Source organism: Salegentibacter salegens (assembly GCF_900142975.1).
GTDB classification, from domain to species: Bacteria; Bacteroidota; Bacteroidia; order Flavobacteriales; family Flavobacteriaceae; genus Salegentibacter; species Salegentibacter salegens.
The window spans coordinates 2,635,834-2,661,607 of sequence record NZ_LT670848.1; the positions used below are offsets into that span (position 1 = coordinate 2,635,834).

Consider the following 25,774-nt stretch of genomic DNA (forward strand, 5'->3'; position numbering starts at 1 on the left):
GGATAATGAGAAATATAACATCACGCTTATTAATTTTTACAATTGCTTTTTTCGGCTTAACACTACAGGCACAGGAAAATGCTAAAAAATCGCCTGAATTCCTTCAGTACACCAACAGTAAATGGGTAGATTCTATAATGAAAGAGCTTACGCCAAAAGAGCGAATTGCTCAACTTATTATGGTGGCGGCATATTCTAACCGCGGAAATGCTCATAAAGAGGAAATCCTAAAACTGATTAATGAACAAAAAATTGGCGGATTAATATTTTTCCAGGGCGATCCTGAAACGCAATTAAAATTGATGAACGATTATCAGTTGGCTTCAGAAGTTCCTTTATTAGGAGCAATTGATGCCGAATGGGGATTGGGAATGCGATTGGACAATACCATAAGTTATCCTTATCAAATGGCGTTGGGTGCAATTCGTGACGATAGTTTGGTGTACGATTTAGGACAGGAAGTAGCCCGCCAAATAAAGCGTACGGGGCTTCATCTTAATTTCGCCCCCGTAGTAGATGTAAATAATAACCCAAACAACCCGGTAATTAATTATCGTTCTTTTGGAGAAAATAAAGAAAATGTTTCTGCAAAAGGAATTGCCTATATGCGCGGCATGCAAGACGCAAATTTGCTTACTACCGCCAAACATTTTCCCGGTCACGGCGATACCGATACCGATTCTCATTACGCGCTTCCGCAAATAAATCATCCGTTTGAAAGATTGGATTCCTTAGAAATGTACCCATTTAAAAAATTGATAGACGCCGGGATTGGCGGTGTGATGGTAGCGCATTTAAATATTCCCGCACTCGATTCTACCGGGGTGCCTTCCACTTTATCAAAGTCTATTATTACCGGTATTTTAAAAGATAGCTTAGGTTTTAAAGGTTTGATCGTAACCGATGCGATGAATATGAAAGGCGTAACCAAAGGCAACGAACCCGGCATTGTAGATAAAGATGCTATTTTAGCGGGTAACGATCTCTTAGAGTTTACAGAAGATGTTCCAAAAGCCATAGATGAGGTTAGCAAAGCAATTAAGCAAGGTTTAATTTCCCAAAAACAGCTGGATGAACGCGTAAGAAAAATCCTGGCGGTAAAACAATGGGTTGGTTTAAATGAATTTAAAACACAAAGCCCTAAAAATATACTGAAAGAGATCAACACGGCTGAAGCAAAATTTCTAAACAGAAAGCTGGTAGAAGCCTCGCTTACCGTACTAAAAAACGAAAATAGCATTTTACCAATAAGGAAGCTGGATACTTTAAAAATAGCCTCAATTTCCTTTGGAGCTTCAAAACAAACCGAATTTCAGAAAACCTTAAACCTATATACAGAAGTAAAAAACTTTCAGTTAAAAGCTGATGCAAAAGCTTCGGAAATAGAAAAAATCAGGGAGAAACTTTCAGAATATAATCTTGTAATAGGCGGGATTCATGACGATAGCCGTTTTCCGAGAAATACAATGAAATTCTCTAAACCTGTAAAGGATTTTATCGCGGAACTTTCTGAAGAAAATAATACGGTATTCAGCTATTTTAAAAATCCATATTCTATAAATAAACTTGATAAGATTGAAAATGCTGCCGGTTTGATTTTAACGTATCAGGACAGCAAAACTACCCAAGACCTGGTTGCGCAACTTATTTTTGGTGGGGTAGGAGCAAACGGAAGACTTCCGGTAAGTATTGGTGAGAAATTCAAGTCGGGAGACGGGATGGACGTTAAGGGAAAAATTAGATTTAAATATACACTTCCCGAAGATGCCGGGATGAATTCTGAAAAACTTTTTGGCGGTGTAGATTCCTTAATGCAGGAAGCTATTAAAAAAAAAGCGACGCCGGGAGGGCAAATTTTAGTCGCTAAAGATGGGAAAATCGTCTTACACAAAGCTTACGGTTACCACGAATACAGCGATACCATAAAAGTTAAGAAAACCGATTTGTATGATCTGGCTTCGGTAACCAAAATTTCTTCAGCTTTGCCGGCTTTGATGAAATTACAGGACGAAGGCAAGTTTGATTTAGATTCCGGGATAGACGATTATTTACCATATTTCAAAAATTCTAACAAAGCCGGCGTTCCTTTTCGGCAAATTCTTACGCACCAGGCCAGGTTTAAACCCTGGATTCCATATTGGAAAAATACACTTCGAAAAAACGGAAGCTATAAATGGTTTACGTTTAAGAAAGATTCCTCCAGGAGATTTCCTGTAAAAGTGAGTGAAGATTTGTGGTTACATCGTAATTACCAAAAAAAAATGTTTAAAGCCATCAAAAAATCTGAGCTGGAAGAAGAAGCGAAATATAAATATTCCGGGCTGGCTTTTTACTTGTTACCTTCTATAGTTGAAGAAATTACCGGAACAGATTTCAGGCAATATATCAATGAAAATTTTTACGATAAACTTGGTGCTACAACTTTGGGCTATAAGCCGATGGAGCGTTTCGAAAAAAGTAGGATTGTACCTACCGAGCATGATTATTTATTCCGCCGTAAAGCTATTCACGGGATGGTGCACGACGAAGGGGCGATTATGATGGGCGGGGTTTCGGCCAATGCAGGTCTTTTTTCTACAGCTAATGATCTGGCAAAACTGATGCAAATGTACCTGAATATGGGTGAATATGCCGGCGAGCGCTATATTGAAAAAGAAACCTTAGAAGAATGGAGCAAGGCACAATTTCCCGAAAACGACAATCACCGCGGAATAGGATTTGACAAACCCTATTTAAAATATAAAGGCGAAAGCAGCAACACGGCAAAAGATGCAAGCAAACTCAGTTTTGGCCATACCGGATTTACCGGAATTTACGCCTGGGTAGATCCCGAAGAAGATCTTCTTTACCTGTTTCTTTCAAATCGCGTTTTGCCATCGCGAGAAAATACTAGGCTATATCAATTAAATACACGCACCAATATTCAGCAGGTTTTGTATGATGCTATAGAAAGATAAGAGAGAATTTTATATTTATTTTATTCACATTTATTCTGAATTATAGAATAGATTCCCTAAAAATTTTACAGCTTATGTAGGAAAGTATATATTTGTTTGATTTTTCCATAAAAAACCATTCAAAATATATGACCAAAAATTACTCCCTAATTCTAGTTATCCTACTGTTTTTATTTACCAATTCTTTATTCGCACAACACACTGTAAAAGGCAAATTGGTTTCTGAAGCCAATGATCCTATCGCATTTGCCAACATTATTTTATTAGATGCCGAAGATTCAACTTCGGTTTACAAGGGTACTATTTCAGAAGATAACGGTGAGTTTTGGCTTGAAGAAATTGCTTCTAATGATTATCTCTTAAAAGTAAGTTTTGTAGGGTATGAAGAATATCTTCAGCAGATTTCGGTCAATTCAGATAAGAAAATAAAAAAGATCACCTTAAAAGAGGGCGCTTCAAATTTAGATGAAGTAACCATCAACGCCCGTAAACCAAAAATTACGAGGAGCATAGACCGCATTACCTTTGATGTAGAAAATTCTACGCTTTCCAGCGGTAGTAGCTGGGATATTTTAAGACAAACCCCGGGTGTGATTATGACACAGGGCCAATTACAGGTGAGAAATTCTTCAGTTACGGTTTATATTAATGACAGAAAAGTGCAACTTACTGCAGATGAATTACAAACCCTTTTACAAAGTTATTCAGCAGAAAATATAAAGTCTATTGAAGTAATTACCAATCCGCCGGCTCGCTATGAAGCAGAAGGTGGTGCGATTTTAAATATCACTACAACATCGGCTATATCTCCCGGTTATAAAGGAAGTCTGGAAGGCGCTTACACGCAGGGAATTGTTCCAAAATACCAATTTGGAACCAGTCATTATTGGAAAGGTGATAAATTGAATGTATTTGCTAATTATAGCTTTAGCCCAAGAAAGGAAATAAAACGAGACGACAGCTATATTAATTTTAGTCCAAATGAAGAATTTGGTCAAAGGTGGGAAAGCGATTTTGAAAGAATTACGCGCTCACAAGCTCATAACGCCAATGTTATTCTGGATTATGATTTTGATAAAAAGAATAAACTTAGTTTTTCTTCTAATTTCCTGTATTCGCCCGATAAAACTTTTGATAATTCTGTGCGAACCGATATTGCAACACAGGGGAATACGCCTTTTTCAAATTTTATGACCGATAGTGAAGTTGTTACCGATGAACATAATATTGGCTTAGATCTAACTTATACCCATAATCTTGAAAATGGAGGCAGTTTTTCGGCAGCGACACATTATACCAAGTTCACTCAGGACAGGGATCAAATGGTCGCCACCAATTATTTTGATTCAGCCGGTGAGAATGTTCAAAATATCAATTTTAATACTTCCTCGGGACAAAATATAGAGATTTTTACCGGTCAACTGGATTTTAATAGTTCGCTAGGTGAGATGAGTTTTGACGCCGGGATAAAGGTTTCATATATAAATTCTAACAGTGGGATCAACTTTTCTAATGCAGAAAGCCTGGACGATCTGTATGATAATCTTTCCGACGATTTTTATTATGACGAAACAGTTTCTGCGGCTTATATTAGTACATCCAGGGATTGGGAAAAATGGAGTGCAAAAGCCGGTTTACGGGGAGAGTATACCGATCTTTTGGGAGTGTCTTTATCAACAAATCAGCGAAACCGTCAGGAATATTTTGAATTGTTCCCAACGGCATATTTACAATATCGCGCTTCAGATAATCATAGTTTTACCCTGGATTATAGTAGAAGAATTGAACGCCCACGTTATGAAAGTTTAAATCCATTCAGGTATTTTCTAAATGAAAACGATTTTAATGCCGGAAACCCGAATTTACGCGCGGCAATTAGCAATAATATCAACTTGAATTATACGCTTTTAGGACAGTATTTCTTCGATTTTTATTATCGTGATAACGGGAGGTCACCGGCTAGTCTGGCTTTTCAGGACAATCAGAACTTAACGATTAGAAGGTTACAGGCAAATTTACTGGAAAGCAAAAGCTACGGATTGGATATTTTGCACGGTCGCTCGATTACCGGGTGGTGGTATGCACAGTTATACGCTTCACTTTTCCACGAAGAGAATACCTTTTTAGCTGTAGAAAGTGGCAATGTTGACGTAACCAATGAGATCGATGCAGTTTTTGGTCAATTTTATAATTCATTTACGCTTTCGAAAGATGGAACATTCTCAGGAAATCTAAGTTTCACTTACGTATCCGATTATATCTCGGGTTCTTATAATTTCGATCCGTTTTCAACCTTAAGTCTTGGTTTTAGAAAAACACTTTGGAATAATCGCGCCGAATTAAGTCTGAATATCAATGATATTTTTAATAATACCAATACACGATTGACTTCCCATTATTTAAACCAGGATAATTCCTTTTTTGCACAGGAAGAAATGCGTTATGTACGGGTTGGATTTAAATATAACTTCGGAAACTTTAGACTGGAAGATAACCAACGCAGCATAGACGCAGCGGAAAGGGATAGGTTGTAAAAAACCCCCCTAACCCCCGAAGGGGGAACTCTACGCACTCCGATTGAATTTAAAATAGTTCTTGTAAACCCTATTTTCCGAGGGTTTGGGTGGACTGGGTTTTTTCGTACTTTTGCACTCCAAAATAAACCGAAGTGGCTAAAATAGGAAATATAGATGTAGGAGACTTCCCGTTGCTGTTGGCACCGATGGAAGATGTGAGTGACCCGCCATTCCGTGCGCTTTGCAAAGAGCAGGGAGCCGATGTGGTTTACACTGAATTTATCTCTTCAGAAGGGCTTATTCGCGACGCGGCGAAAAGTACCATGAAACTTGATATTTACGAGAAAGAACGCCCGGTAGGTATTCAAATCTTTGGAGCCAACCTGGAATCTATGCTGCAATCGGTAGAGATTGTAGAAAAATCAGGTCCCGATATTATTGATATTAATTTTGGTTGCCCGGTGAAAAAAGTGGTTTCCAAAGGCGCCGGCGCTGGTATTCTAAAAGATATTGATCTAATGGTTTCACTTACCGAAGCCATGGTAAAACACACCAACTTGCCAATTACCGTAAAAACCCGTTTGGGTTGGGATAACGATTCTATAAAAATTGTTGAGGTAGCCGAAAGACTTCAGGATGTGGGTTGCAAAGCCATTTCTATTCACGGGCGAACCCGAGTTCAAATGTATAAAGGCGAAGCCAACTGGGCGCCAATTGCCGAGGTTAAGAATAATTCGCGGATGCATATTCCAGTTTTTGGAAACGGCGATGTAGATACTCCCGAAAGAGCTGTGGAAATGCGTGATAAATTCGGACTAGACGGTGCGATGATTGGTCGTGCCAGTATTGGTTATCCCTGGTTTTTTAGAGAAGTAAAACATTACTTTGAAACCGGTGAACATTTACCACCGCCAAATATGCTAGAGCGTTTAGACGCTGCAAGACGTCACCTACAAATGGCGATTGACTGGAAAGGGGAGAAGCTGGGTGTTTTTGAAACCCGAAGACATTATACCAATTATTTCAAAGGAATCCCGCATTTCAAAGAACACCGTATGAAAATGGTCACCAGCGATCATGCCGCAGATGTTTTCGCCGCATTTGACGAGGTAGAAAAGGACTTTTCTGATTTTCAGTTTGCTTAATAAAGTATAGCCACGAATTCACGAATATTCTTAAAAAACTCCCCTCATTTCCAAGGAGGGGAATGAATTCAACAACGGTAAAGAAAGGAGTGACTTCGTCAAGCTGAACTTGGTTCAGCTTCTAACATGTTTTGAATATCAATATCTTAGATCTCCGAATGAATTTCGGAGCAAGCTCTGAAACAAGTTCAGGATGACGAATATTCGTGAATTCGTAGCAGAACACTAAGCTTAATTTAAACTGCTTTTAAAGCTTTTCTACTACTTCCGGCAGCAATAAATGAAGCGATAAGCCCCAGGATTCCAATAGTGAAAACCACAATAATAATATTTTCTAAAGTAATAGCTACAGGGTAAGGCAGGCTGGGCGTAATCATAACCAGGTCAAATTGCAGTTGCAGGTAAACTAATAAAACTGCAGCCGACAATCCTATGGCACCACCAATAATCGTCATTAGCATTCCCTGTGTAAAGAATATTTTTTTGATTTGTCTTTCAGAAGCGCCCAGGCTAAATAATGTTTTAATGTTATCCCGTTTATCCAGGATCACCATAATAATAGAACCGGCAACATTAAATAACGCAATTATTAAAACGAGGGTAAAAATTAAGTAAACCGCAAGATTCTCGGTATTCAACATTTTATACAGGGTCTCGTTTAGTTGTGCCCTGTTTTTTATGATTATTTCGTCTCCAAAAAGTTCTTTTATTTCAGCGGTAACTGCATCTGGGTTAGCGTCTGGAGCGATTTTAATCTCCACCGCAGAAAATGTGTTTTCATCTAATTCTAAAAGATTTCGAGCGAAATTCAGATTAGAAAAAACATATTTATCGTCCAGTTCTTCGTTTACGCTATAAATTCCGCTAACAATCACTTTTTCCTGGTTAAAAGCCTGGCCAGGATCTAAACCGGTAATTTGCCCTTTTCCGGGGCGCGGCACCATCACGTTTAGGAGATTTTGATAGTTAAAAATACTAAGTCCGAGTTTTCGGGAAATCCTGTTTCCTACTACAACCTGGGCTTCGCTATTGGTTAACCAGGAGCCGGAAACCGCACTGTCTATTTGGGTTACATTTCGGTAGTTATCATCTACGCCTTTTATAAATGCAGTGTGATTTTTATTTCGGTAATCCAGGAAAATACGCTCTTCAATAATTCGGCTAAAGCTTGAAATTCCTTCAATTTCAGCCAGTTTATCGGCTTTATCTTCAGGCAACTGAAAAGTTTTTCCGCTTGACGGTAATATTTTTAAATCGGGATCAAATTTATTGGAAAAAGAAAGGCTAAAATCTTTGAGTCCGGCGAAACCTGAGAGTACTATAAATAAAGAAAAAGCCCCTGCAAAAACCCCAATGGCCGCAATAATGGTAATGATATTAATGGCATTATTACTGCTTTTGCTAAAAAGATAGCGCCTGGCGATATAGAAGGGGAATTTCAAATTAAGATTTTTTCCGGCGTTCCAGTAGATCGGGATCGTTGATTGGGTTTTCTTCCCCTTTAATCGATTTTTCTATACCTTCTATATAATCCAAAGAATCATCTAAATAATAATTGATTTCCGGCATTTTTCGCAACTGGTTTCTAGTACGTTGCGCCATTTCGTGCTTGATCTTAGACTTGCCAAGATTTATTTCCTCTATAACTTCTTGCGCATGTTTCTGCGGAAAAATACTGATATAGGCCTTCGCGATAGAAAGATCTGTAGTTACTTTTACTTTAGAGACCGAAATAATTACTCCTGTTCTCCCGGCATCTTTAAGGTTCTTTTGCAGGATATCGGCTAGATCGCGCTGCAAAACTCCTCCTATTTTCTTTTGTCTGTTTGTCTCTTCCATAAGGCAAAAATACTATAATAAATTGGTATACTCCTAAATGTAGAAAACTATGCGAACAAGTCTTAATTTTGAATTAAACCATTCCTAAATATTTAACTTGTTCATTTTTTCCATAGATGAAAAAACGAACCAAAAAATTCTAGGCTTACGAATCTTTATCTAAATTTTATGCTTGTCCCCTAAATTTTAGGAACTCGCCAATAGAGATGCTGCTTGCGTGAAAATTTAGGTTGGCTCAAACAGCCTAAAATTTTACGGAAACTTCGCTTCAAATTTTACGATAAATTTTCGATAGGCCAAAGTGAACTTATTCAAAAAGCAACCTGAATATTACTAAAGCTATTGGAGTAAAGGTGTTAGGGTTTCTTTTTAAATTGATAGAAGTTTACAGATTTTGAATATATGAAATTAGAAGTTTAACTTGCTGTATCTACTTAAAAAATGAAAAATGAAGAAGATTGAACATATTGGAATTGCCGTTAAAGATCTTGAAGAGGCGAATGCTACTTATAACGCTGTTTTAGGAAGTGAACATTACAAAACCGAAACGGTGGAAAGTGAAGATGTAAGTACTTCTTTCTTTAAAATTGGGGATAGTAAGATTGAATTACTGGCTGCCACGAATGCTGAAAGTCCTATCGCAAAGTTTATTGAAAAACGCGGCGAGGGAATTCATCATTTAGCTTTTGCAGTAGATGATATTAAAGCTGAAATTTCCCGACTCGAAAAACAAGGTTTTAAACTGATAAATACCGAACCTAAACCCGGCGCCGATAATAAGTTGGTTGCTTTTATGCATCCAAAAAGCGTTAACGGGGTATTGGTAGAATTATGCCAGGAAGCTCCGACTTCGGGTAGTTCGGAATCATAGTAAGCAGCGATTAAGGAAAAATGCGTTTAGTCTTGCAGAGATTGAAAATATATACTAATATTGCACTCCTAAAATTCGGGTATTGTTGAAATACTGGAATTGGTCCTATAGCTCAGCTGGTTAGAGCACTTGACTCATAATCAAGGGGTCCCTGGTTCGAGCCCAGGTGGGACCACCAACAAAATCAAGCCTTACAGAGATGTGAGGCTTTTTTGTTTCTGCTTGGGTACAACATATGTACAACATTTTGAATCCTGATTATTTTTATGCAACATAACTACCTTTGCTAAACTTGGTGATACAAGAAGCGTAATAAATTTCTTTATGAGTTTGGTTTTTAATCAGAATCTTCCAAAACGTTTTACTTTATGTTATAGCCCTAAATTCGAATAAATGGGACCTGTCTAAGAAGCTTTTGATTGATAATCATTCAAATCGCAATCCCATAGGTTTTGCACCTGAATTCCGATGGTAGCTAAATTTTATGATATTATGGAATACATTAGCTTCAGCGTGGTTACCTGCTTAATAATTCACTTCAGTGTGATGTATTAAATTGAAGTAAGTGATATGAATCTTCCAGAATTAAAAATACAGTATGTTTCAGATCTTCATTTAGAATTTCCTGAAAATCAAAAATTTTTAACTGATTCTCCAATAGTGCCGGAAGGTGACGTACTCATCTTAGCAGGTGATATTGTTCCTCTGGTTAGACTAAAAGATTTTGATTATTTCTTTGATCAACTTTCAAACGATTTTGAAACGGTATTTTGGATTCCTGGTAATCATGAATACTATCATGACGACGTGGGTTTGAAACGTGGCAGCTTTAAGGAGAAAATCCGGAATAATATATGGTTCCTGAATAACGAGGAAGTTCTTTTAGGGAAGTACAGAATGATATTTTCAACGCTTTGGGCAAATATATCTGTTCAAAATTCCTTTTTGATACAGCAAAATTTAAATGATTTTCGGATGATCGAGTTCAATGGTAGACCTTTTACTCCAAAATTATTCAACACCCTCTTTGAAGAAAATTATAAGTTTATTAGGAATAGGTTGCTGCAGAAATCAGAATTAAAGACGGTGGTAGTAACTCATCATGTACCTACATTATTCAATTACCCGAAAAAATACAGGAACAGCCAGATTAATGAAGCTTTTGCCGTAGAACTCTATAATTTGATTGAAAATGAGCAGCCTAGCTATTGGATTTATGGGCATCACCATAGTAATACTCCGGATTTTAAAATAGGAAATACTTGGTTGTTAACAAATCAACTGGGTTATGTAGCGTATCATGAGCATGAAAAATTTCAATTAGACAAAACTATTGATAGTGCAGAAAATTAGTAATCAGCGAGTTATTGGTTTGTGCCCAGGAGGGGAGCTTAGGAAAACAAGCCATTCAAGAAATTAAATGGCTTTGTTTTTTTAATGGGCACAACATTTTTTATTGGGGTTCCGTTTTTCCTGTAATTAACGTAAGTTCGATATAAGAAAATGTAAAAAAAAGAGGAATTGAACAGCAAAGAAAAAGCAGAGAATTAGTATATTTAAGTATTTTAAAACCAAATATTTAACTAACTCTCTGCTTATGATTTCTATTGATAAAATTACTGATATTTTTTGTTTTATTGATGAGTTTCATCAAGAATTTGAACAAGCTCAGAATGGACATCTTCTTCAAACTGATTGCGGGATTAAAAGGAGGAATAAAAAATGCAAGTTATCCAATAGTGAAGTAATGACCCTTATGGTACTCTTCCATTCAGGAAATTTTAGAAATCTAAAACACTTTTATCTTTTCTATGTAAAACCACATTTGAAAAGTGAATTTCCTGAAACAGTATCTTACAACCGTTTTGTGGAACTTCAACAAAAGGCGGTGGTGCCGATGGCTTTATTCCTGAAAATGTGTTGTTTGGGAAAATGCACTGGTATTTCCTTTATAGATTCAACACCCTTAAGATCCTGTCATATTAAAAGGGAAAAGCAGCATAAAACTTTCAAAGGAATGGCTGCCAAAGGGCAATGTTCCATAGGATGGTTTTTTGGGTTCAAACTTCATTTAATCATCAATGATAAAGGAGAAATTCTAGATTTCATGCTTACCCAGGGCAATGTTGATGATAGAGAACCTTTAAAAAGTGATAATTTTCATAAGAAGATAATGGGTAAGCTCTATGGCGACAAAGGGTATATAAGCAAAGACCTCTTTGAGAAACTTTTCGTAGATGGAGTCCACTTGGTCACCAAGATCAGAAAGAACATGAAGAACAGCTTGATGCATACCTACGACAAAGTGATGTTGAAAAAGAGAGCCATCATAGAAACAGTAAATGATGAACTCAAGAATATGTGCCAAATCGAACATACCAGGCACAGAAGCTTTGATAATTTCCTGTCAAACCTACTCTCTGGACTCATCGCCTACAGCTTCTTTCCTAAAAAACCTTCATTAAACCTATAGATTATAGATCAAAGATTATCTGCTTAAGTCGAACTCACGTTAATTATGACTTCTAGTATGGTGTTCTCTCGCAACAGCATAGTTTTACTCCCGCCGGGCTGCTTGCTGCTTATGGCCCTCTACCTCCAGCTTCGATATTAAAATAGCCTTCATCGGGCTCGATCATATCTTCAAGTATATAGCGTTCGTCCCTCTAGCCTATCGCCTCCCTACTCTTATTGTACCTTTGACCAGTTGGGTTCATAACGTTCAGTCCCAGCTGGTACTAAATCTCCTTACTAAAAAATCTTCTTGTCGCTCAAAAGGCAAATGGTTTATTCCAAATCAAAATAGATTTTGTGTTTTGGTTAAAGTTAAGGTATGTCGGTCTTCACAGGATTTATATTGGTATGCCCATTTAATTTTGAACAATAATTTGAGGTGCTACCATTCTTAGCGCGCTGTGCCTTTATTGAACGACAACTAATATTCAATTTTTTGTCAGCGCCGGGAGGAATCTCTTATTATAAGCTCAGTTTTTAAGATTATCGATTGAGATTTAATAATGTCTTGATTTTCCTCTTCAATTTGGCTAATTAATAATTTTGTAGCTGACTGTCCCATCTGGAATGCTCTATCATTAATAGTGCTAAGGTGAGGCTCAATAATTTCGGAAATCGGATAATTACTAAAACCGACAACTGCAAGTTCCTGGGGAATTTTTATATGGGCCTTATTAAATATTTGAACTACACTTACTGCGGTGTAATCATTAGCACAAAAAATTCCATCAGGTAATTCAGGCTGGGCAAGAAAATTTTTTGCGCAAGCAACCCCTTCGGCATAGCTAAGTTCTTTGGTTTCCAGAAGAAGGCCTGGCTCGATGGGTAGATTGTATTTCTTAAGAGCGGCCAAATATCCATTTGCTCTTGCTCTGAAAATCCCAGTAGATTGAAGACCTGCAATATGGGCTATACGCCTACAGCCTATCTTTATTAGATGTTCTGTAGCCTTGAAAGCTGAATCAAAATCATTAATGGCTACTTTATTTACTTCTAGATCATCGGGAATTCTATCATAAAACACTAGGGGAACCTTTAACTTTTCTAACTTTTTGAAATGGTCGTAGTTGTTGGTTTCCATAGCCAGACATACAATGATGCCTTCTACCATTTTATTGTGAAGGATTTTTATAATTTCCTTTTCTCTTTTATAAGAATCCTGTGATTGAAAAATGGTGACATTATATCCAGATCGATATGCACACTCTTCTATTCCACTAATAACAAGACTGTGGAAATGGATGTTAATTTTAGGGACAATTACTCCAATTGATCGAGTTTTTTTATTTCGGAAGCTAGAAGCAATAAAATCAGGTGTAAAACCTAATTCATCCACCTTCTCCTTAACGATTTTTTTAGTTTTAGCACTAATTCCCGGGTGATCTTTAAGAGCCCTTGAAATAGTACTGGGCGCTAAATTCAACTCTTTAGAAATATCTTTTAGGGTAATTCTTTTTTTACTCATTAAGAACAAACGTTTGCATAATATATTTTAATATCTACGTGTTTTAAATAGACATCTTGAGACTATTTAAATATAATAATTTGATAATTAGACATTTAAGAATTATCAAATATAGTGATTTATAATTATATTTTAAAATTATTCTAAATATTTACAAAAAATTAAGACAAACGTTTGCATAAATGTTATTTTACTTTTACATTTGAATATGATTATTAACATATTTTCAAATAAAAACCAACTAAAACTTGTTTTATGAGGAATACACACAGGTCGGGATTCTTAAGAGTTGAGGGATCTTATAATTTATTTAAGTTGGCTATCTCAATTTTTTTTCTGTTCAAAATAATGGGTGTTCAGGCGCAGGATGTTCAAGTGTCAGGAGTAGTAACAGATGGGGATAGTGGGGCTCCTCTTTTAGGGGTGAATGTAATTGTTGAAGGTTCTAATTTGGGGACAGCAACTGATTTAAATGGTGAATATAGTTTGAATAATCTTTCTCCAGATGATATTCTCTCTTTTACTTTTGTTGGATATGAAACTCAGGAAGTTCTTGTTGCTGAAAATTCAACAATTGATGTTGCACTGGTAGCGTCAGCAGATCAGTTGGAAGAAATGGTTGTGGTGGGATATGGAAGGAAAAAGAAACGTAATCTCACAGGTTCAGTTGTTTCTGTTGGGAGTGAGGAGATTGAACAGACCAATCTGCAAGACCCAATTTCTGTGCTTCAGGGTCGTGCTGCTGGAGTTGAAGTGGTTTCTAATTCTGGTGCTCCTGGAGGAGGTATGAGTATTCGAGTTCGAGGGAATTCTTCCTTGAATTCTGGCAATTCACCTTTGTATGTTGTGGATGGGGTGCCAATAGAATCATCTTCAATGTCTTCATTAAACGGTACAGAAAACTTTGGTCTGAATCCACTTGCTGATATAAATCCAAATGATATTGAATCAATTGAAATTTTGAAAGATGCGGCTTCTACTGCTATATACGGTAGTAGAGCCGCTAATGGGGTTGTAATGATTACTACGAAGCGAGGAAAGGAAGGTAAGGCTCAGATAGATTTAAACCTTCAGGCTGGAGTTAGTGAGATAACAAGGCGTCTTAGTGTACTTAATGCTAGCCAATATCGACAAGTAATAAAGGATTCATATCGTAATATGGAAAATCCTGTAGAATTGAATTGGGCAATAAGGGACTCTTTGAATCCGAGAAACAACGGGGATGTAGATTGGCAGGATGAGCTGTTGCGTATAGCGCCACAATATAAAGTAGATATTTCTATAAGAGGTGGGGCGGAAAATGTAAAATACGCCTGGAGTTCCTCTTTTTTAAATCAAGATGGTATTATATTGAATAATAACTACAAGCGTGTGACTTCACGGTTAAATGTAGATTTCGATATTTCGGATAAAGTTAGGGTTGGGCAGAGCTTTGCATATACTAATAGTGCTAATAATAGAATTAATGCTGGAGGGTCCGGTAATTTAAGTGTGATACGGGAATTACTAATTCGTCCACCTTCCTATTCTATGTACTTGCCTGATGGTTCGCTTAATGGGTATCAGTCAGGACGACGAAATCCGGTTGGAATAGCGAAATATGCTACCAATCTCAATAAAAGTAATCGTGTTATTGGTAGCCAGTATATGGAAATAGATATCTTGGATGGCTTAACCTTTCGTAGTAATTTAAATTTAGATTTTTTGGCTATGAAAGAAGATGAGTTTATGCCTTCCATACTTGACTATCGTGAAGGATATAATTCAGGAGGTGTCAGGGCCATTAATAATCTTACATGGGGAAATGAAAATTTTCTAACTTATAATAAAGTTGTTAATGATGATCATAACTTCGGGGGACTTCTGGGGTTTAGCTTCCAAAATTGGAAATATGAAAGAACGGGTCTCGATGGGATGTTCTTTCCGAGCGATAATATACGAACCCTGAATGCTGCCGGAACTATTTCCAATCAAGAAGCTAATATTTCTACAGAACATTCTATGCTTTCTTATTTTGGGAGAGTCTCTTATGATTATAAAGGACGCTACTTGATAGAGGCAAATTTAAGGGCAGATGGCTCATCTCGTTTTGGGAAAGATCAACGATTTGGATATTTCCCTTCGGCTTCAATAGGTTGGCGTTTTTCGGAAGAGGCTTTCCTGGAAAACTTTAAGATACTTAATGATGCAAAATTACGCTTTAGTGTTGGATCTACTGGAAATGAGTCAATTGGGAATTATACTTCCCAGGGAGTATTTGCAGTAGGAACAAATTATCTGGACTTTTCCGGAGCTGCTCCAACGGTAATGCCTAATTCAGGACTTACCTGGGAAACTACTACTCAGTACAATGCCGGTCTAGATATAGCTATGTGGGCAAATCGCGTTATATTGAATGCAGATGCTTATCTAAAGAAAACAGAAGATCTACTTTATGCAGTGCCGATTCCTAGAACTACCGGGTTCAATTCGATAACCCAAAATATTGGTAGTATTGAGAATCGAGGAGTTGAATTTATGGTTACAAGCCGTAATTTGGTAGATGATTTTAAATGGACTACCAATTTTAATATTAGCACCAATCGTAACAAAGTCACTTCTTTACCTGAAAATGTTTTAACAAATGGATTTATTCAAAATGGTCAGTATCATATTCTACAAGAAGGCCTACCTATTGGGACTTTTTACGGCTGGCAATTTGATGGTGTGTATGCCAGCGATCAGGATAACGTCAATGGTGTTACTAATGGAGCCCTTGGGTCTGAGTATCAAGGAGGGGATCCAATATGGAATGACCTTAACGGAGATAATATCATAGATCAGGATGACCGACAAATTATTGGAAATGCAGAGGCAGATTTCTTCGGCGGAATTTCTAATGAGTTCTCTTATGAGAACTTCTCATTAAATGTATTCTTTCAGTATTCCTATGGGAATGATATTTATAGCGAAATAAACCATCAACGTAATGCGGTGGTGCGATATAACAATTTATCAACAGATGCCTTAGACCGATGGAGAGAGCAAGGTGATATTACTGATTTCCCTAGACCAGTTCGAGATGATCCTTTACAATCAGATAGTAGGGTTCAGAGTCGTTGGGTTGAAGACGGCTCTTACATTAAACTTAAGAATGTACATCTTCGATATAGTGTGCCTGAGGCTTTTGTGAATCGTTTCGGAATTGGGAGTCTGGACGCATATCTTACAGCGACAAATTTAATTACCTGGACTGAATATACTGGATTTGATCCCGATGTCAATTCTTATAGTGGATTACGTATGGGGGTGGATGAAGGATCTTATCCGCAAAGTAGAACTATAATTTTCGGATTAAATTTTGGATTTTAAAAATAAGCATATGAAAAAAATTAACAACATAATTATTGGTTTTATTGTTTTAACCTGCGTGGCTTGTTCAGAAGATTTACTGGATAAAGATCCAGTAAGTAGTTTCTCAGCGCAAGGTTTTTATCAAAACGCAAGTGACGCTCAGGCTGGAGTTTACGGTACTTACGATGCTTTACAATCCGTAATGAGGGTGAATTTTGCCTACTGGGGAGAAGGTCGAGCAGACGCCGTAAGCACTATTCAGGCCGGTGATCCTGGGCTTTTACAACAGAATAATCTTACTCCTATAATGAGTTCGGCTAGCTGGAATAATCTATACGAAATGATAAGCCGTGCGAATTATGCAATTAAATATATTCCTGATGTCTTCGGGGAGGATAGTCCGCTTGGTGGAGAGCTTATGGGGCAGGCAAGAGCATTACGGGCACTGGGGTATTTTTATGCCGTTCGTATCTGGGGGGATGTGCCTTTGATCCTGGAACCATACGAAAGTATAGATCAGGATATATTCTTAGAAAAAGCGGATGAATCGCAAATAATGGATCAAATAATTGATGATTTGAGCTTTGTTCTAAGATGAATATGTCTTATATTTGTGTAAAACTATATAGATATGATACCTTCAGATTTCAGGGATTTTTTCGTTAATAGTCCAGCGACTGTTCAACAAGAGATAGTGGCTTCGTTGCTATCATTGTCTTTGCAAGAAAGTGAAGTAAAGGACAGCAACGAGGCAAAAGCAGTTACCTGTCCTCATTGCTCAGAAAAGCGTGTTCGTGCCAATGGCAAGCTCAAAGGCGTTCAACGCTATGTTTGCAATGGCTGTAAGAAGAATTTCAGTGAGACCACAGGTAAGTTTTGGTATAATATAAAAAAGAAAGAGAAGTTAAATCGGTATTTATACTGTTTGTTGTCGGGCTACAGTATCAGGAAAAGTGCAGAAGAGACGGAGATATCAATTCAAACGTCCTTTGATTGGAGACATAAATTGCTCACGTCATTTTCCAGTGTTTCGGTAGAAGAGTTTCAGGGCATAGTCGAAAGCGATGACCTGTTCTTTGCCTACTCAGAAAAAGGAGGACGTCATTTAGGTAGAAAACCGAAAATGCGAGGAGAAAAAGCAAGCAAAGCAGGCATAAGTGATGAAAAAGTAGCTGTAGTGGCAACTTGTGATAGATCTGGAAACAAAGACTTTAAAGTGGCCACAAGAGGTCGTATCAGTAAAGAGGATCTGAATAGAATACTTAAAGGGAAACTTGATAAAGCTGACGTACTCTGCAGCGACAGCCATAGAAGTTATGGTGCTTTTGCAAAAGCCAACACAATTGCCCATAAAAAGTTCAACACCTCAAAGGGACAGCGAACCGTAGATAAGGTGTACCATGTCCAGAATGTAAACAATATGGATATGAGATTGAGAAAGTTCATGGATTCTTTCAATGGGGTAGCTACAAAATACTTACAGAATTACTTGAATTGGTTCTTGGTACTTGAAAAAATCAAGAACTCAACCAGTAAAATGGCAACAGTTACAGCCATTGCCTTTGCTTCAAATAGCGCATGGTACGAGTACAAACAACAACTATTCAATATGCTAATTAGAACTTAGCCATGATTTGCAATTTGCGGCTGAAAATTGTCGTGCATCATATGGTGGGGAACGAGATAGGATTCTAATAACCCAAGGCGCAGCTCAAGGTTTTTTGACACAAGTCTATATGTGGAGAAGAGATTATTCTAATGCTATTGGCTCTGCAAATCAAGTGATTGATAATCCTCTTTATAGTTTGGTTAGTATTAGCGATTGGTCAAGTATTTTTACTACAGGACTTTCATCAGAAAGTATTTTTGAGGTAGGTTATAACGATGTGCAAACCAATGGGTTAAGAGTTCTTTACGCTTTAGGATCAGATAGTAATTATTTTCCAAATGAAAAGTTTAGAAATTCTTTTGAAGAGGATGATCAGAGACGTCAAAAAATATATGATACCACGCAGATAGAACCACGTATGATATGGAAGTACTTCGGTGAGGGATTTAATGATGAGAGTCCGAACCCCTCAGAGAATAATATCGTTCTTCTTCGTTTGGCTGATATCCTGCTATTGAAAGCTGAGGCTCACGCAAAATTAGGCGAGGATGACGATGCTCTCGACATGTTGAATACTATACGTAATCGTGCAGGCTTAGAGAGTCTCGACCAAACTGATGCTCAAAGCCAGTACGGAAGTATTCTTGAAGCTATTTATCAAGAACGTTATATCGAACTTTCATTTGAAGGGCATCGCTGGTTTGATCTAATAAGGACTGAACGTGCTATTGAAGTGATGCAACCTCTAAATGGCTTGAGTGATCCCGCAAACCTTGTATGGCCTATCCATGAAGATGCGATTAACCGCAATCTAAATCTTGAGCAGAATGCGTTCTACCAATAAATTCATTAAAACTTTAAATTAACTAGTTATGAAAACTAAAATGAGCATTCGAGCATATTTATATTTTGGTATTTTGACATTCCTTTTAGTATGGGTTTCAAGTTGCGAAATTCAGGAAGACTTTGAATACCAACATGATAATATAGACGGAAAATTAGAAGTGTCAGCTTGGGAATATATTCAGCAAAACGATTCTCTTGCCTTGCTGGAAAATGCGATTACAAGCGCAGGATTGCAATCTTTTTATCAGGATAGTGAAACCAGGACATTTATTGCACCCAATAATCAATCATTCCGTGATTATCTTCAAGCCAATGGATATAGTAATCTGGAAGCCATTCCCCTCCCTATATTAAGAAATATTTTGCAGTATCACATTGTTAATGATAAAGTCATCTTTTCAGATCCTGATTTAGCGGAAAGTAACTTTCCTATTGCATATCCAACCCAGAATGGACAGGTAATGTTTTTATCCCATGATACTAATTTTAGGGGGATTATCAATCAAGGAACAAATAGCCAATGGCAGATCGTAACTTCTAATTTAGAGCCTAGTAATGGAGTGATACATGTAGTCGATGCATTGGTGTATTTTTCAGCACCGGCAGGAGACCCGAGCGCTCCAGATCCTTCCATAGTTACGGATACCATTTTTCCAATATATGATACTTATGTAAACGGAGGTACGTCTTCAGGGACTAACTATGGAAGTGATCCGTTAATCAAGGTTAAGAATGTTACTGGTGATGGATTGTATGATCGTAAGGCGTTTTTAATGTTTGACCTGAATGAATTCGGGGAAGAAGGAATTATTACAGATCTACAGCTGGCAATTGCGGTCTCATTTACCCACGCGAAAGGAGTAAGTTTGGATGCCTATCAAACTCCAGATACAACTTGGAATGAAATGGGGTTGACGTTTGATAATGCTGTATTCCCCGACGGAGAACCGATAGCAAGTATTACCCCTACAAGGGTTCCTCAATTTCAATTCGATTTAACTAATTTCTATCTTGAAAATGAGGGATTAGGTAGAGTTTCTATAATGTTAGATGGAGAGGCTACTACAGATGAAACCAACGATTTAGCTTCCAAAGAACATCCATCACTTCATCCCCCTATGCTTATAGCCAGATTGGCTTCAGGAGAAAATACGCTAGAGGTTTTAAAAAATAACTCAATTCAGACCGCTTCAGGAGATGTGTTTGTTATGGATAATGAAATTTTGGAACTGACAGGGGCTCCGGCAGCAGATATTATTTACACAGTAAATTCCGTGCCTACCAATGGATGGCTTATACAAGGAGCATCAATCCTAAGACCTGGTGATCAATTTACACAACTGGATATCGATTTACAAAACCTACTATATATTAATGACGATCAAGGTGCATCCGAGGACCTTGTCTTACTTTCTGCTAAAGATCGTACAGGTAGTAGGATTGATGAAATAACTATAAACATTGAAATTCAATAAAGTTCTATGAGGATTAAAACGAGCTACCTCTTGATCTTATTGATAGTTAACACCGTTATATTTCAGGCTTGTGAAGATGAAACTGATCCGTTTGTCGAACCAAAGAAGACAAACCGAACGATAGAATTTTCTGGAATGGAATGGATCGTACGAAAAACAGATCAGGATTTAGCAGGTCCGGGTCCAAATTATTTTTCAGATGTAGAAGAGAATGTCTGGGTGGATGGAGAAGGACGTCTACATCTGAAAATTAGACAAGTGGGTGGAAAATGGCAATGTAGTGGGGTTTCATTAAGAAGATCTTTGGGTTACGGTAAATATATCTTTTACCTGGCAAGTGATTTAACTGACTTGGATCCTAACGTTGTTGCTGGTTTATTCACTTATATGAATGATAATGAAGAAATAGATATAGAATTCTCACAATGGGGCGATCCTCAAAATATTAACGCACAATTTGCAGTACAGCCCTCTTATATAGATGGGAATAAGGTTCGGTTTGACATTATGCCGAGGGATAACAACCTATCAACTCATTTTTTTGATTGGAAGCCAAATAATATAAAATTTGGTAGTTATCATGGCCATAGCTTAGAACCGAAACCTGATGATTTAATTAATTCTTGGTTATATAATGGTGAAAATATTCCTCCAGATAGCAATGAACGCTTAAAAATAAATTTATGGCTTTTTCGTGGAGCGGCGCCAAAGGATATGCAAGAAGCAGAGTTAATTATAGAAAGAGTTGAAATTCATTGACCTAATTGGATATAAACTAATAGTTCTTGATTTTTCTTCTTTTTAAAGACTAAGGAACTATAACATTTAAATTATCACCATTAGGAAATATTTAATAATTAAATGGATAGATCTGTTAACTATTAGTATTGACTTTTACCCATGAGTTAGCTGTTAGCTGGTCTTGATTGGGATCCGGAAGGTATGAACCTTCCAGGATTCCTTTTTTACGAAATATGGTTTTACCTCAAAATTGTAACAATTAAAATATAAAAATGAAAACGGATACTTTTTCGAAGTTAAATATAAATATATACCCGACCAAAGAGCTCGTAGGGAAGTCAGCTGGTAGGGATATTGTGAATGAAATAAAGAAAATTCAGAAACAAAAACAGAAAGTTAGAATAATATTTGCAGCTGCACCTTCTCAGAATGAAACCTTAGAATACTTAGTTAATTCTGATGAAATTGACTGGGAAAATGTAACAGCATTTAACATGGATGAATATCTTGGACTATCTCCGGAGGCCCCTCAACATTTTTCCAAATACTTAAAAGAACATTTATTTTCTAAAGTTAAGGTGGGAGAATTACATTTAATCAATAATCAAGCTCAGGAACAGGAACTTTTAAATTTTGAGGATAAAATCACGAGAAAACCTATTGATATAGTATGTTTAGGCATTGGTGAAAATGGTCATATTGCTTTTAATGACCCACCTGTTGCAGATTTTAATGACTCAAAGGTAATAAAGATAGTCCAGCTTGATGATGTTTGTAGGCAACAACAAGTCAATGATAAGTGTTTTGAAAAATTAGAGGATGTACCCGCAAAAGCAGTAACCTTAACCATACCCACTTTGATGAAAGGAAAGAAGTTGTTTTGTATAGCAACCGGTAAAAAGAAAGCTGATGCTGTTTATCATACTCTTACAAAACGGATTGATGAAAGCTGTCCTGCAACTATTCTTAGATCACATCCTAGCTGTTCCTTTTATTTTGACAATTCAGCCGTTGAGCAAATAGAATTGCAGGAATCATTAAAGAAAAACTCTTAAAATTCGTGGTTTCCTATCTAAATAGGATAAAATTTAAATATTGAATTTAATAATTATGTATCATAAAGCAATTAAAAAAAGAAGTTCCTATAACTTATCTAATTTCTTGCTGACTACTTTTTTTATTTTAGTCACGTTATCTATAAGTGCCCAGGAGCAGTTCGAATCTAAAGATGATTTTGACGTTAAAGGTTTTCATTTGGATCTAAGAATTCAAATTATGACACCCAAGGCGTTAAAAGAGTTTGCTTCAGAAATAGCCGATATGGGGTTAAATACATTAGTGATGGAATGGGAGGCTACTTACCCCTATGAAAAACACGCTACGATTTCAAATGAATATTCTTACTCCAGGGAGGAAATTGAAGATTTTATCAAATACTGCAATAATTTAGGTATACAGGTAATTCCGCTTCAACAAAGCTTGGGTCATGTAGAATACATTTTAAGACATCCACGATATAATCACTTTAAGGTAGATCAAAAAGACATTTCTCAGCTTTCACCTATGAAAATTCAGCAAAGCTCTATTTTATTTGAAGAATTATTTTCTGATCTGGCTTCAATGCATAAATCAGATTACATTCATATTGGAGGAGATGAAACCAGACTTCTGGAAGAATGCGAAGGCTGCCAGAAGAAGATTAAGGAGCAAGGAAAATCGAAAGTTTTCGTGGATCATATGAAATCTATGGCAGAGATTGTCATTGGTCTTGGCAAGAAGCCTGTTATGTGGGCTGATATGATTTTAAAATATCCGGAAGCAGCCAAGGAACTTCCTAAAGAAACAATTCTTGTGGATTGGAATTACGGTTGGAAAATTAATCACTTCGGGGACGTATCAAAACTTCAGGAAATGGGATTTACCTTCTGGGGAGCCCCCGCAATCCGTAGTCATCCTGATAATTGGTATGTTACAGATTGGAAAACACACTTTAATAATCAAAAAAAATTTATTCCATATGCTAGGCAAGCTGGTTATGAAGGAATAGTAATGACCTCCTGGTCTACCACGGGACTTTATGGATTTACCTGGGACGTGGGATATGAAGTAATAGATATGACCCAGATAAGAAATACTTACCCGATGTCTGGATTTAGAATTCTCATTGCAAGTTACGTCGAATCTCTAAATTCCAAGGATTCAATTAATCCAGAGGATTTTGTACTTCAATATTCAAGAGAACGCTTCGGCTTAGAAAAGGAAGATGGAAGAATTCTTTGGGATTATTTTTCCAAACCTGTTGAATTAATTCAGAACGGAAAACCTGAAAAAAGTAAAAGTATTGAACAAATGCAGTTTGACTATGGCCAGTTAAATGAAAAACTCAATAGGATTAACCCGAAAAGAAATATTACTGAATTTAACCATCTTAAATTAATGGCTGATTTAAGAATGCATTATCTGAAATTTAAAGCAATTGAAGCTAGATACAATTCACCAGAATTTTCCATTGATCAAACTCCAGAATTAGCGGAAGAATTAGAAAACATTTTTGATGAAGCTAAAGTCCTGAATAGACGATTTACTGCTTTGAACAAGGGATTTTTGTACGACTCTGAAATCAAAGAGCAAAATGATATTAGAATTCAACCTGTTCAGGTTCTATATGATCGATTAGTCAAACTTAAGTAATAAAGATAAAGGCTAAATGAATATTCTTCATCTTTTTTTTACAAGGGAATTATTCGGTAAAATCAAGATAATGCATAAAAGAACTATGTCTAGGATGCTAAAAGAGATTGTTGTCTTTCTAAATAGAAGAAGTGATATATAGAAATTTAATTCAGCCACCACTTTACCCCTTTCAAGCTATTTTTTGGGATAATAGTCAAAAGATCTTTTCAGGCTTAGAGAATCTATATCCTCGCTCATTTGAAAAACTGAGCATTATTTTTAAAAAGAATCAAATATTTAATTATTCCTACCTATGCAAACACTGGACTGGATAGTTCTATCCGTATATTTTTTAATGTTACTTGCAATTGGGGTTTGGGCTTATTCACGTGTCAAGAATTCCGCTGATTTTTATACTGCGGGTGGGAATTTACCGTGGTGGTTATCGGGGGTGTCCCACCATGTTTCGGGTTATAGTGGTGCAGTCTTTGTAGCTTATGCCGGAATAGCATATACCCATGGGTTTACCTTATATGTGTGGTGGGCTTTTACGGTGGGTCTGGCCACTCTGATCGCTGCTTTTTATATTGCTCCAAGATGGTCACGATTGAGAATATTTGCTTCGATTCAGTCCCCAACAGAATATTTGCTTGTTCGTTATAACTTATCAACGCAGCAACTTATAGCTTGGACTGGGTCAATAATTAAAATTTTCGATACGGGTGGAAAATTGGCGGCAATTGCTGTATTGCTAAATGTATTTAGTGGGGCACCCATCAGTTTGGGCATATTCCTAGTTGGAGGTGTTTCTTTAATATATATTACCATTGGTGGATTATGGGCAGATGTATGGAATGACTTTGGGCAATTTATCGTTCAATTATTAGCAGGGTTAACAATGTTCGTTATGATAATTCTTAAATTGGATGATGGAATTAGTGGAGTCTTCAGTATGTGGGATAGACTTCCAGATTCTCATTCTGGTTTTTTTAATGATCCATTTACTCTCAGCTTTATGATGGTGATGTTAGTAATTAATTTTTTTAGTTACAGTGGGGGAACCTGGAATCTAGCTACCAGGTTTATTTCTTCGACTTCCGGTAGAACCGCACGTAAGGCCGCACTAACTTCATCGTTGCTTTATTTTTTATGGCCACTAGTATTACTTTACCCAATGTTTGCTTCCCCCATATTCTTCGAAAATCTCGCGGATCCAACCCTTTCTTACGGTAAGATGGTAATAGAATTTTTGCCCCAAGGATTAGTAGGATTAGTATTAGCGTCATTATTTGCCAATACCTTATCAATGACAGCTTCTGACTCTAATACTGTTTCTGCTGTAATTAGTCGGGATATTCTTCCTGTAATTTTTCCGAAGATTAGAAAATATTCCCATAAGAAAGCCTTGAAGTTGGCCAGAGTGACCACATTTAGCTTTACCTTATTAACCATAATTGTAGCCTTGAATGCTAGTTACTTTGGAGGTGTATTTGGTCTTATTATTACCTGGTTTGCAGCATTATTAGGTCCAATTTCAATACCGATGATCCTGGGTCTTTTACCTATGTTCGCAAATAGTGATGGAAAGGCAGCAGTGATTTCAATACTGGGCGGGTTGTCTACCTTTATAATTCTTAAAGTCTTCCCTTTAGAGAATCTCGCTATTGAAATTGGTGGGCCTACCCTTGTTTCATTTTTGATATTCGTTCTCTATGGATTTATTTTTAAAAAACAGCCATCAGAAAAGGTTAAGGAACTTCATCTAAATTTAGATAGAAATCATTAAGAGT

18 protein-coding genes and 1 tRNA gene are annotated in these 25,774 nt (G+C 36.9%); 16 read left to right on the forward strand and 3 right to left on the reverse strand.

What is annotated here, in order from left to right; all coding sequences use genetic code 11:
- Positions 1-5 precede the first annotated feature (5 nt).
- The 3 genes from B5488_RS11820 to dusB all read left to right on the forward strand — a co-directional run bounded on the left by B5488_RS11820 (position 6) and on the right by dusB (position 6,618).
- Positions 6-2,957 carry a glycoside hydrolase family 3 N-terminal domain-containing protein gene (locus tag B5488_RS11820; RefSeq protein ID WP_079735453.1) on the forward strand — a complete coding sequence of 984 codons (2,952 nt, stop codon included), beginning with the start codon at positions 6-8 and terminating at the stop codon, positions 2,955-2,957.
- A 128-nt stretch (positions 2,958-3,085) separates the two neighbouring features.
- Positions 3,086-5,491, forward strand: a complete 2,406-nt coding sequence (locus tag B5488_RS11825; RefSeq protein ID WP_079735454.1) for an outer membrane beta-barrel family protein — start codon at positions 3,086-3,088, stop codon at positions 5,489-5,491.
- A gap of 134 nt (positions 5,492-5,625) precedes the next feature.
- Positions 5,626-6,618 (forward strand): tRNA dihydrouridine synthase DusB, encoded by a 993-nt coding sequence (gene dusB / locus B5488_RS11830; RefSeq protein ID WP_079735455.1) that lies wholly within the window; start codon positions 5,626-5,628, stop codon positions 6,616-6,618.
- 236 nt (positions 6,619-6,854) lie between these two features.
- On the opposite strand, the gene B5488_RS11835 is transcribed toward dusB, so the two are convergent.
- Entirely contained in the window at positions 6,855-8,060 is a 1,206-nt protein-coding gene (locus B5488_RS11835; RefSeq protein WP_079735456.1) for an ABC transporter permease, read from the reverse strand.
- A 1-nt stretch (position 8,061) separates the two neighbouring features.
- Positions 8,062-8,457 (reverse strand): 30S ribosome-binding factor RbfA, encoded by a 396-nt coding sequence (gene rbfA / locus B5488_RS11840; RefSeq protein ID WP_079735457.1) that lies wholly within the window; start codon positions 8,455-8,457, stop codon positions 8,062-8,064.
- A 448-nt stretch (positions 8,458-8,905) separates the two neighbouring features.
- On the opposite strand from rbfA, the gene mce reads away from it, so the two are divergent.
- The 4 genes from mce to B5488_RS11860 all read left to right on the forward strand — a co-directional run bounded on the left by mce (position 8,906) and on the right by B5488_RS11860 (position 11,801).
- Positions 8,906-9,328 (forward strand): methylmalonyl-CoA epimerase, encoded by a 423-nt coding sequence (gene mce, locus B5488_RS11845; protein ID WP_079735458.1) that lies wholly within the window; start codon positions 8,906-8,908, stop codon positions 9,326-9,328.
- 101 nt (positions 9,329-9,429) lie between these two features.
- Positions 9,430-9,506: transfer RNA gene (locus tag B5488_RS11850), tRNA-Ile, on the forward strand.
- A 392-nt stretch (positions 9,507-9,898) separates the two neighbouring features.
- Positions 9,899-10,681 (forward strand): metallophosphoesterase, encoded by a 783-nt coding sequence (locus tag B5488_RS11855; RefSeq protein WP_079735459.1) that lies wholly within the window; start codon positions 9,899-9,901, stop codon positions 10,679-10,681.
- Positions 10,682-10,925: 244 nt separating this feature from the next.
- Complete coding sequence (locus B5488_RS11860) at positions 10,926-11,801, forward strand: IS982 family transposase (protein WP_106197092.1); 876 nt, start codon at positions 10,926-10,928, stop codon at positions 11,799-11,801.
- 480 nt (positions 11,802-12,281) lie between these two features.
- Here the strand turns inward: B5488_RS11860 and B5488_RS11865 are convergent, their stop codons facing one another.
- Positions 12,282-13,307 carry a LacI family DNA-binding transcriptional regulator gene (locus B5488_RS11865; protein ID WP_079735460.1) on the reverse strand — a complete coding sequence of 342 codons (1,026 nt, stop codon included), beginning with the start codon at positions 13,305-13,307 and terminating at the stop codon, positions 12,282-12,284.
- Positions 13,308-13,655: 348 nt separating this feature from the next.
- Here B5488_RS11865 and B5488_RS11870 point away from each other — a divergent pair, with 348 nt between their 5' ends.
- The 9 genes from B5488_RS11870 (at position 13,656) to B5488_RS11910 (ending at position 25,770) form a co-directional block, all read left to right on the forward strand.
- Positions 13,656-16,658 carry a SusC/RagA family TonB-linked outer membrane protein gene (locus tag B5488_RS11870; protein WP_197686255.1) on the forward strand — a complete coding sequence of 1,001 codons (3,003 nt, stop codon included), beginning with the start codon at positions 13,656-13,658 and terminating at the stop codon, positions 16,656-16,658.
- Positions 16,659-16,668: 10 nt separating this feature from the next.
- The gene (locus B5488_RS11875; protein WP_079736602.1) at positions 16,669-17,238 is read left to right on the forward strand and encodes a RagB/SusD family nutrient uptake outer membrane protein; all 570 of its coding nucleotides are present in this window, start codon (positions 16,669-16,671) and stop codon (positions 17,236-17,238) included.
- Positions 17,239-17,271: 33 nt separating this feature from the next.
- Complete coding sequence (locus B5488_RS11880) at positions 17,272-18,267, forward strand: IS1595 family transposase (RefSeq protein WP_079733415.1); 996 nt, start codon at positions 17,272-17,274, stop codon at positions 18,265-18,267.
- 7 nt (positions 18,268-18,274) lie between these two features.
- The gene (locus B5488_RS11885) at positions 18,275-19,093 is read left to right on the forward strand and encodes a RagB/SusD family nutrient uptake outer membrane protein (RefSeq protein WP_079735462.1); all 819 of its coding nucleotides are present in this window, start codon (positions 18,275-18,277) and stop codon (positions 19,091-19,093) included.
- 28 nt (positions 19,094-19,121) lie between these two features.
- Complete coding sequence (locus B5488_RS11890; RefSeq protein ID WP_197686257.1) at positions 19,122-20,570, forward strand: CBM96 family carbohydrate-binding protein; 1,449 nt, start codon at positions 19,122-19,124, stop codon at positions 20,568-20,570.
- Positions 20,571-20,705: 135 nt separating this feature from the next.
- The gene (locus B5488_RS11895) at positions 20,706-21,329 is read left to right on the forward strand and encodes a glycoside hydrolase family 16 protein (RefSeq protein WP_154045353.1); all 624 of its coding nucleotides are present in this window, start codon (positions 20,706-20,708) and stop codon (positions 21,327-21,329) included.
- 254 nt (positions 21,330-21,583) lie between these two features.
- A complete protein-coding gene (locus tag B5488_RS11900) occupies positions 21,584-22,366 on the forward strand; it encodes a glucosamine-6-phosphate deaminase (RefSeq protein WP_079735464.1) in 783 nt (260 codons plus the stop codon).
- A 55-nt stretch (positions 22,367-22,421) separates the two neighbouring features.
- On the forward strand, positions 22,422-24,002 hold the full coding sequence (locus tag B5488_RS11905; RefSeq protein WP_079735465.1) for a family 20 glycosylhydrolase: 1,581 nt from the start codon (positions 22,422-22,424) through the stop codon (positions 24,000-24,002).
- Positions 24,003-24,297: 295 nt separating this feature from the next.
- Entirely contained in the window at positions 24,298-25,770 is a 1,473-nt protein-coding gene (locus B5488_RS11910; RefSeq protein ID WP_079735466.1) for a sodium:solute symporter family protein, read from the forward strand.
- The last annotated feature ends 4 nt before the right edge of the window (positions 25,771-25,774 follow it).

Bases quoted from the DNA above. Each gene is read 5' to 3' on its own strand.
- B5488_RS11820 (WP_079735453.1), top strand. From the start codon at position 6: ATGAGAAATATAACATCACGCTTATTAATTTTTACAATTGCTTTTTTC.
- B5488_RS11825 (WP_079735454.1), top strand. From the start codon at position 3,086: ATGACCAAAAATTACTCCCTAATTCTAGTTATCCTACTGTTTTTATTT.
- rbfA (WP_079735457.1), bottom strand. From the start codon at position 8,457: ATGGAAGAGACAAACAGACAAAAGAAAATAGGAGGAGTTTTGCAGCGC.
- mce (WP_079735458.1), top strand. From the start codon at position 8,906: ATGAAGAAGATTGAACATATTGGAATTGCCGTTAAAGATCTTGAAGAG.
- B5488_RS11855 (WP_079735459.1), top strand. From the start codon at position 9,899: ATGAATCTTCCAGAATTAAAAATACAGTATGTTTCAGATCTTCATTTA.
- B5488_RS11860 (WP_106197092.1), top strand. From the start codon at position 10,926: ATGATTTCTATTGATAAAATTACTGATATTTTTTGTTTTATTGATGAG.
- B5488_RS11865 (WP_079735460.1), bottom strand. From the start codon at position 13,307: ATGAGTAAAAAAAGAATTACCCTAAAAGATATTTCTAAAGAGTTGAAT.
- B5488_RS11870 (WP_197686255.1), top strand. From the start codon at position 13,656: ATGGGTGTTCAGGCGCAGGATGTTCAAGTGTCAGGAGTAGTAACAGAT.
- B5488_RS11875 (WP_079736602.1), top strand. From the start codon at position 16,669: ATGAAAAAAATTAACAACATAATTATTGGTTTTATTGTTTTAACCTGC.
- B5488_RS11880 (WP_079733415.1), top strand. From the start codon at position 17,272: ATGATACCTTCAGATTTCAGGGATTTTTTCGTTAATAGTCCAGCGACT.
- B5488_RS11890 (WP_197686257.1), top strand. From the start codon at position 19,122: ATGAAAACTAAAATGAGCATTCGAGCATATTTATATTTTGGTATTTTG.
- B5488_RS11895 (WP_154045353.1), top strand. From the start codon at position 20,706: ATGGAATGGATCGTACGAAAAACAGATCAGGATTTAGCAGGTCCGGGT.
- B5488_RS11900 (WP_079735464.1), top strand. From the start codon at position 21,584: ATGAAAACGGATACTTTTTCGAAGTTAAATATAAATATATACCCGACC.
- B5488_RS11905 (WP_079735465.1), top strand. From the start codon at position 22,422: ATGTATCATAAAGCAATTAAAAAAAGAAGTTCCTATAACTTATCTAAT.
- B5488_RS11910 (WP_079735466.1), top strand. From the start codon at position 24,298: ATGCAAACACTGGACTGGATAGTTCTATCCGTATATTTTTTAATGTTA.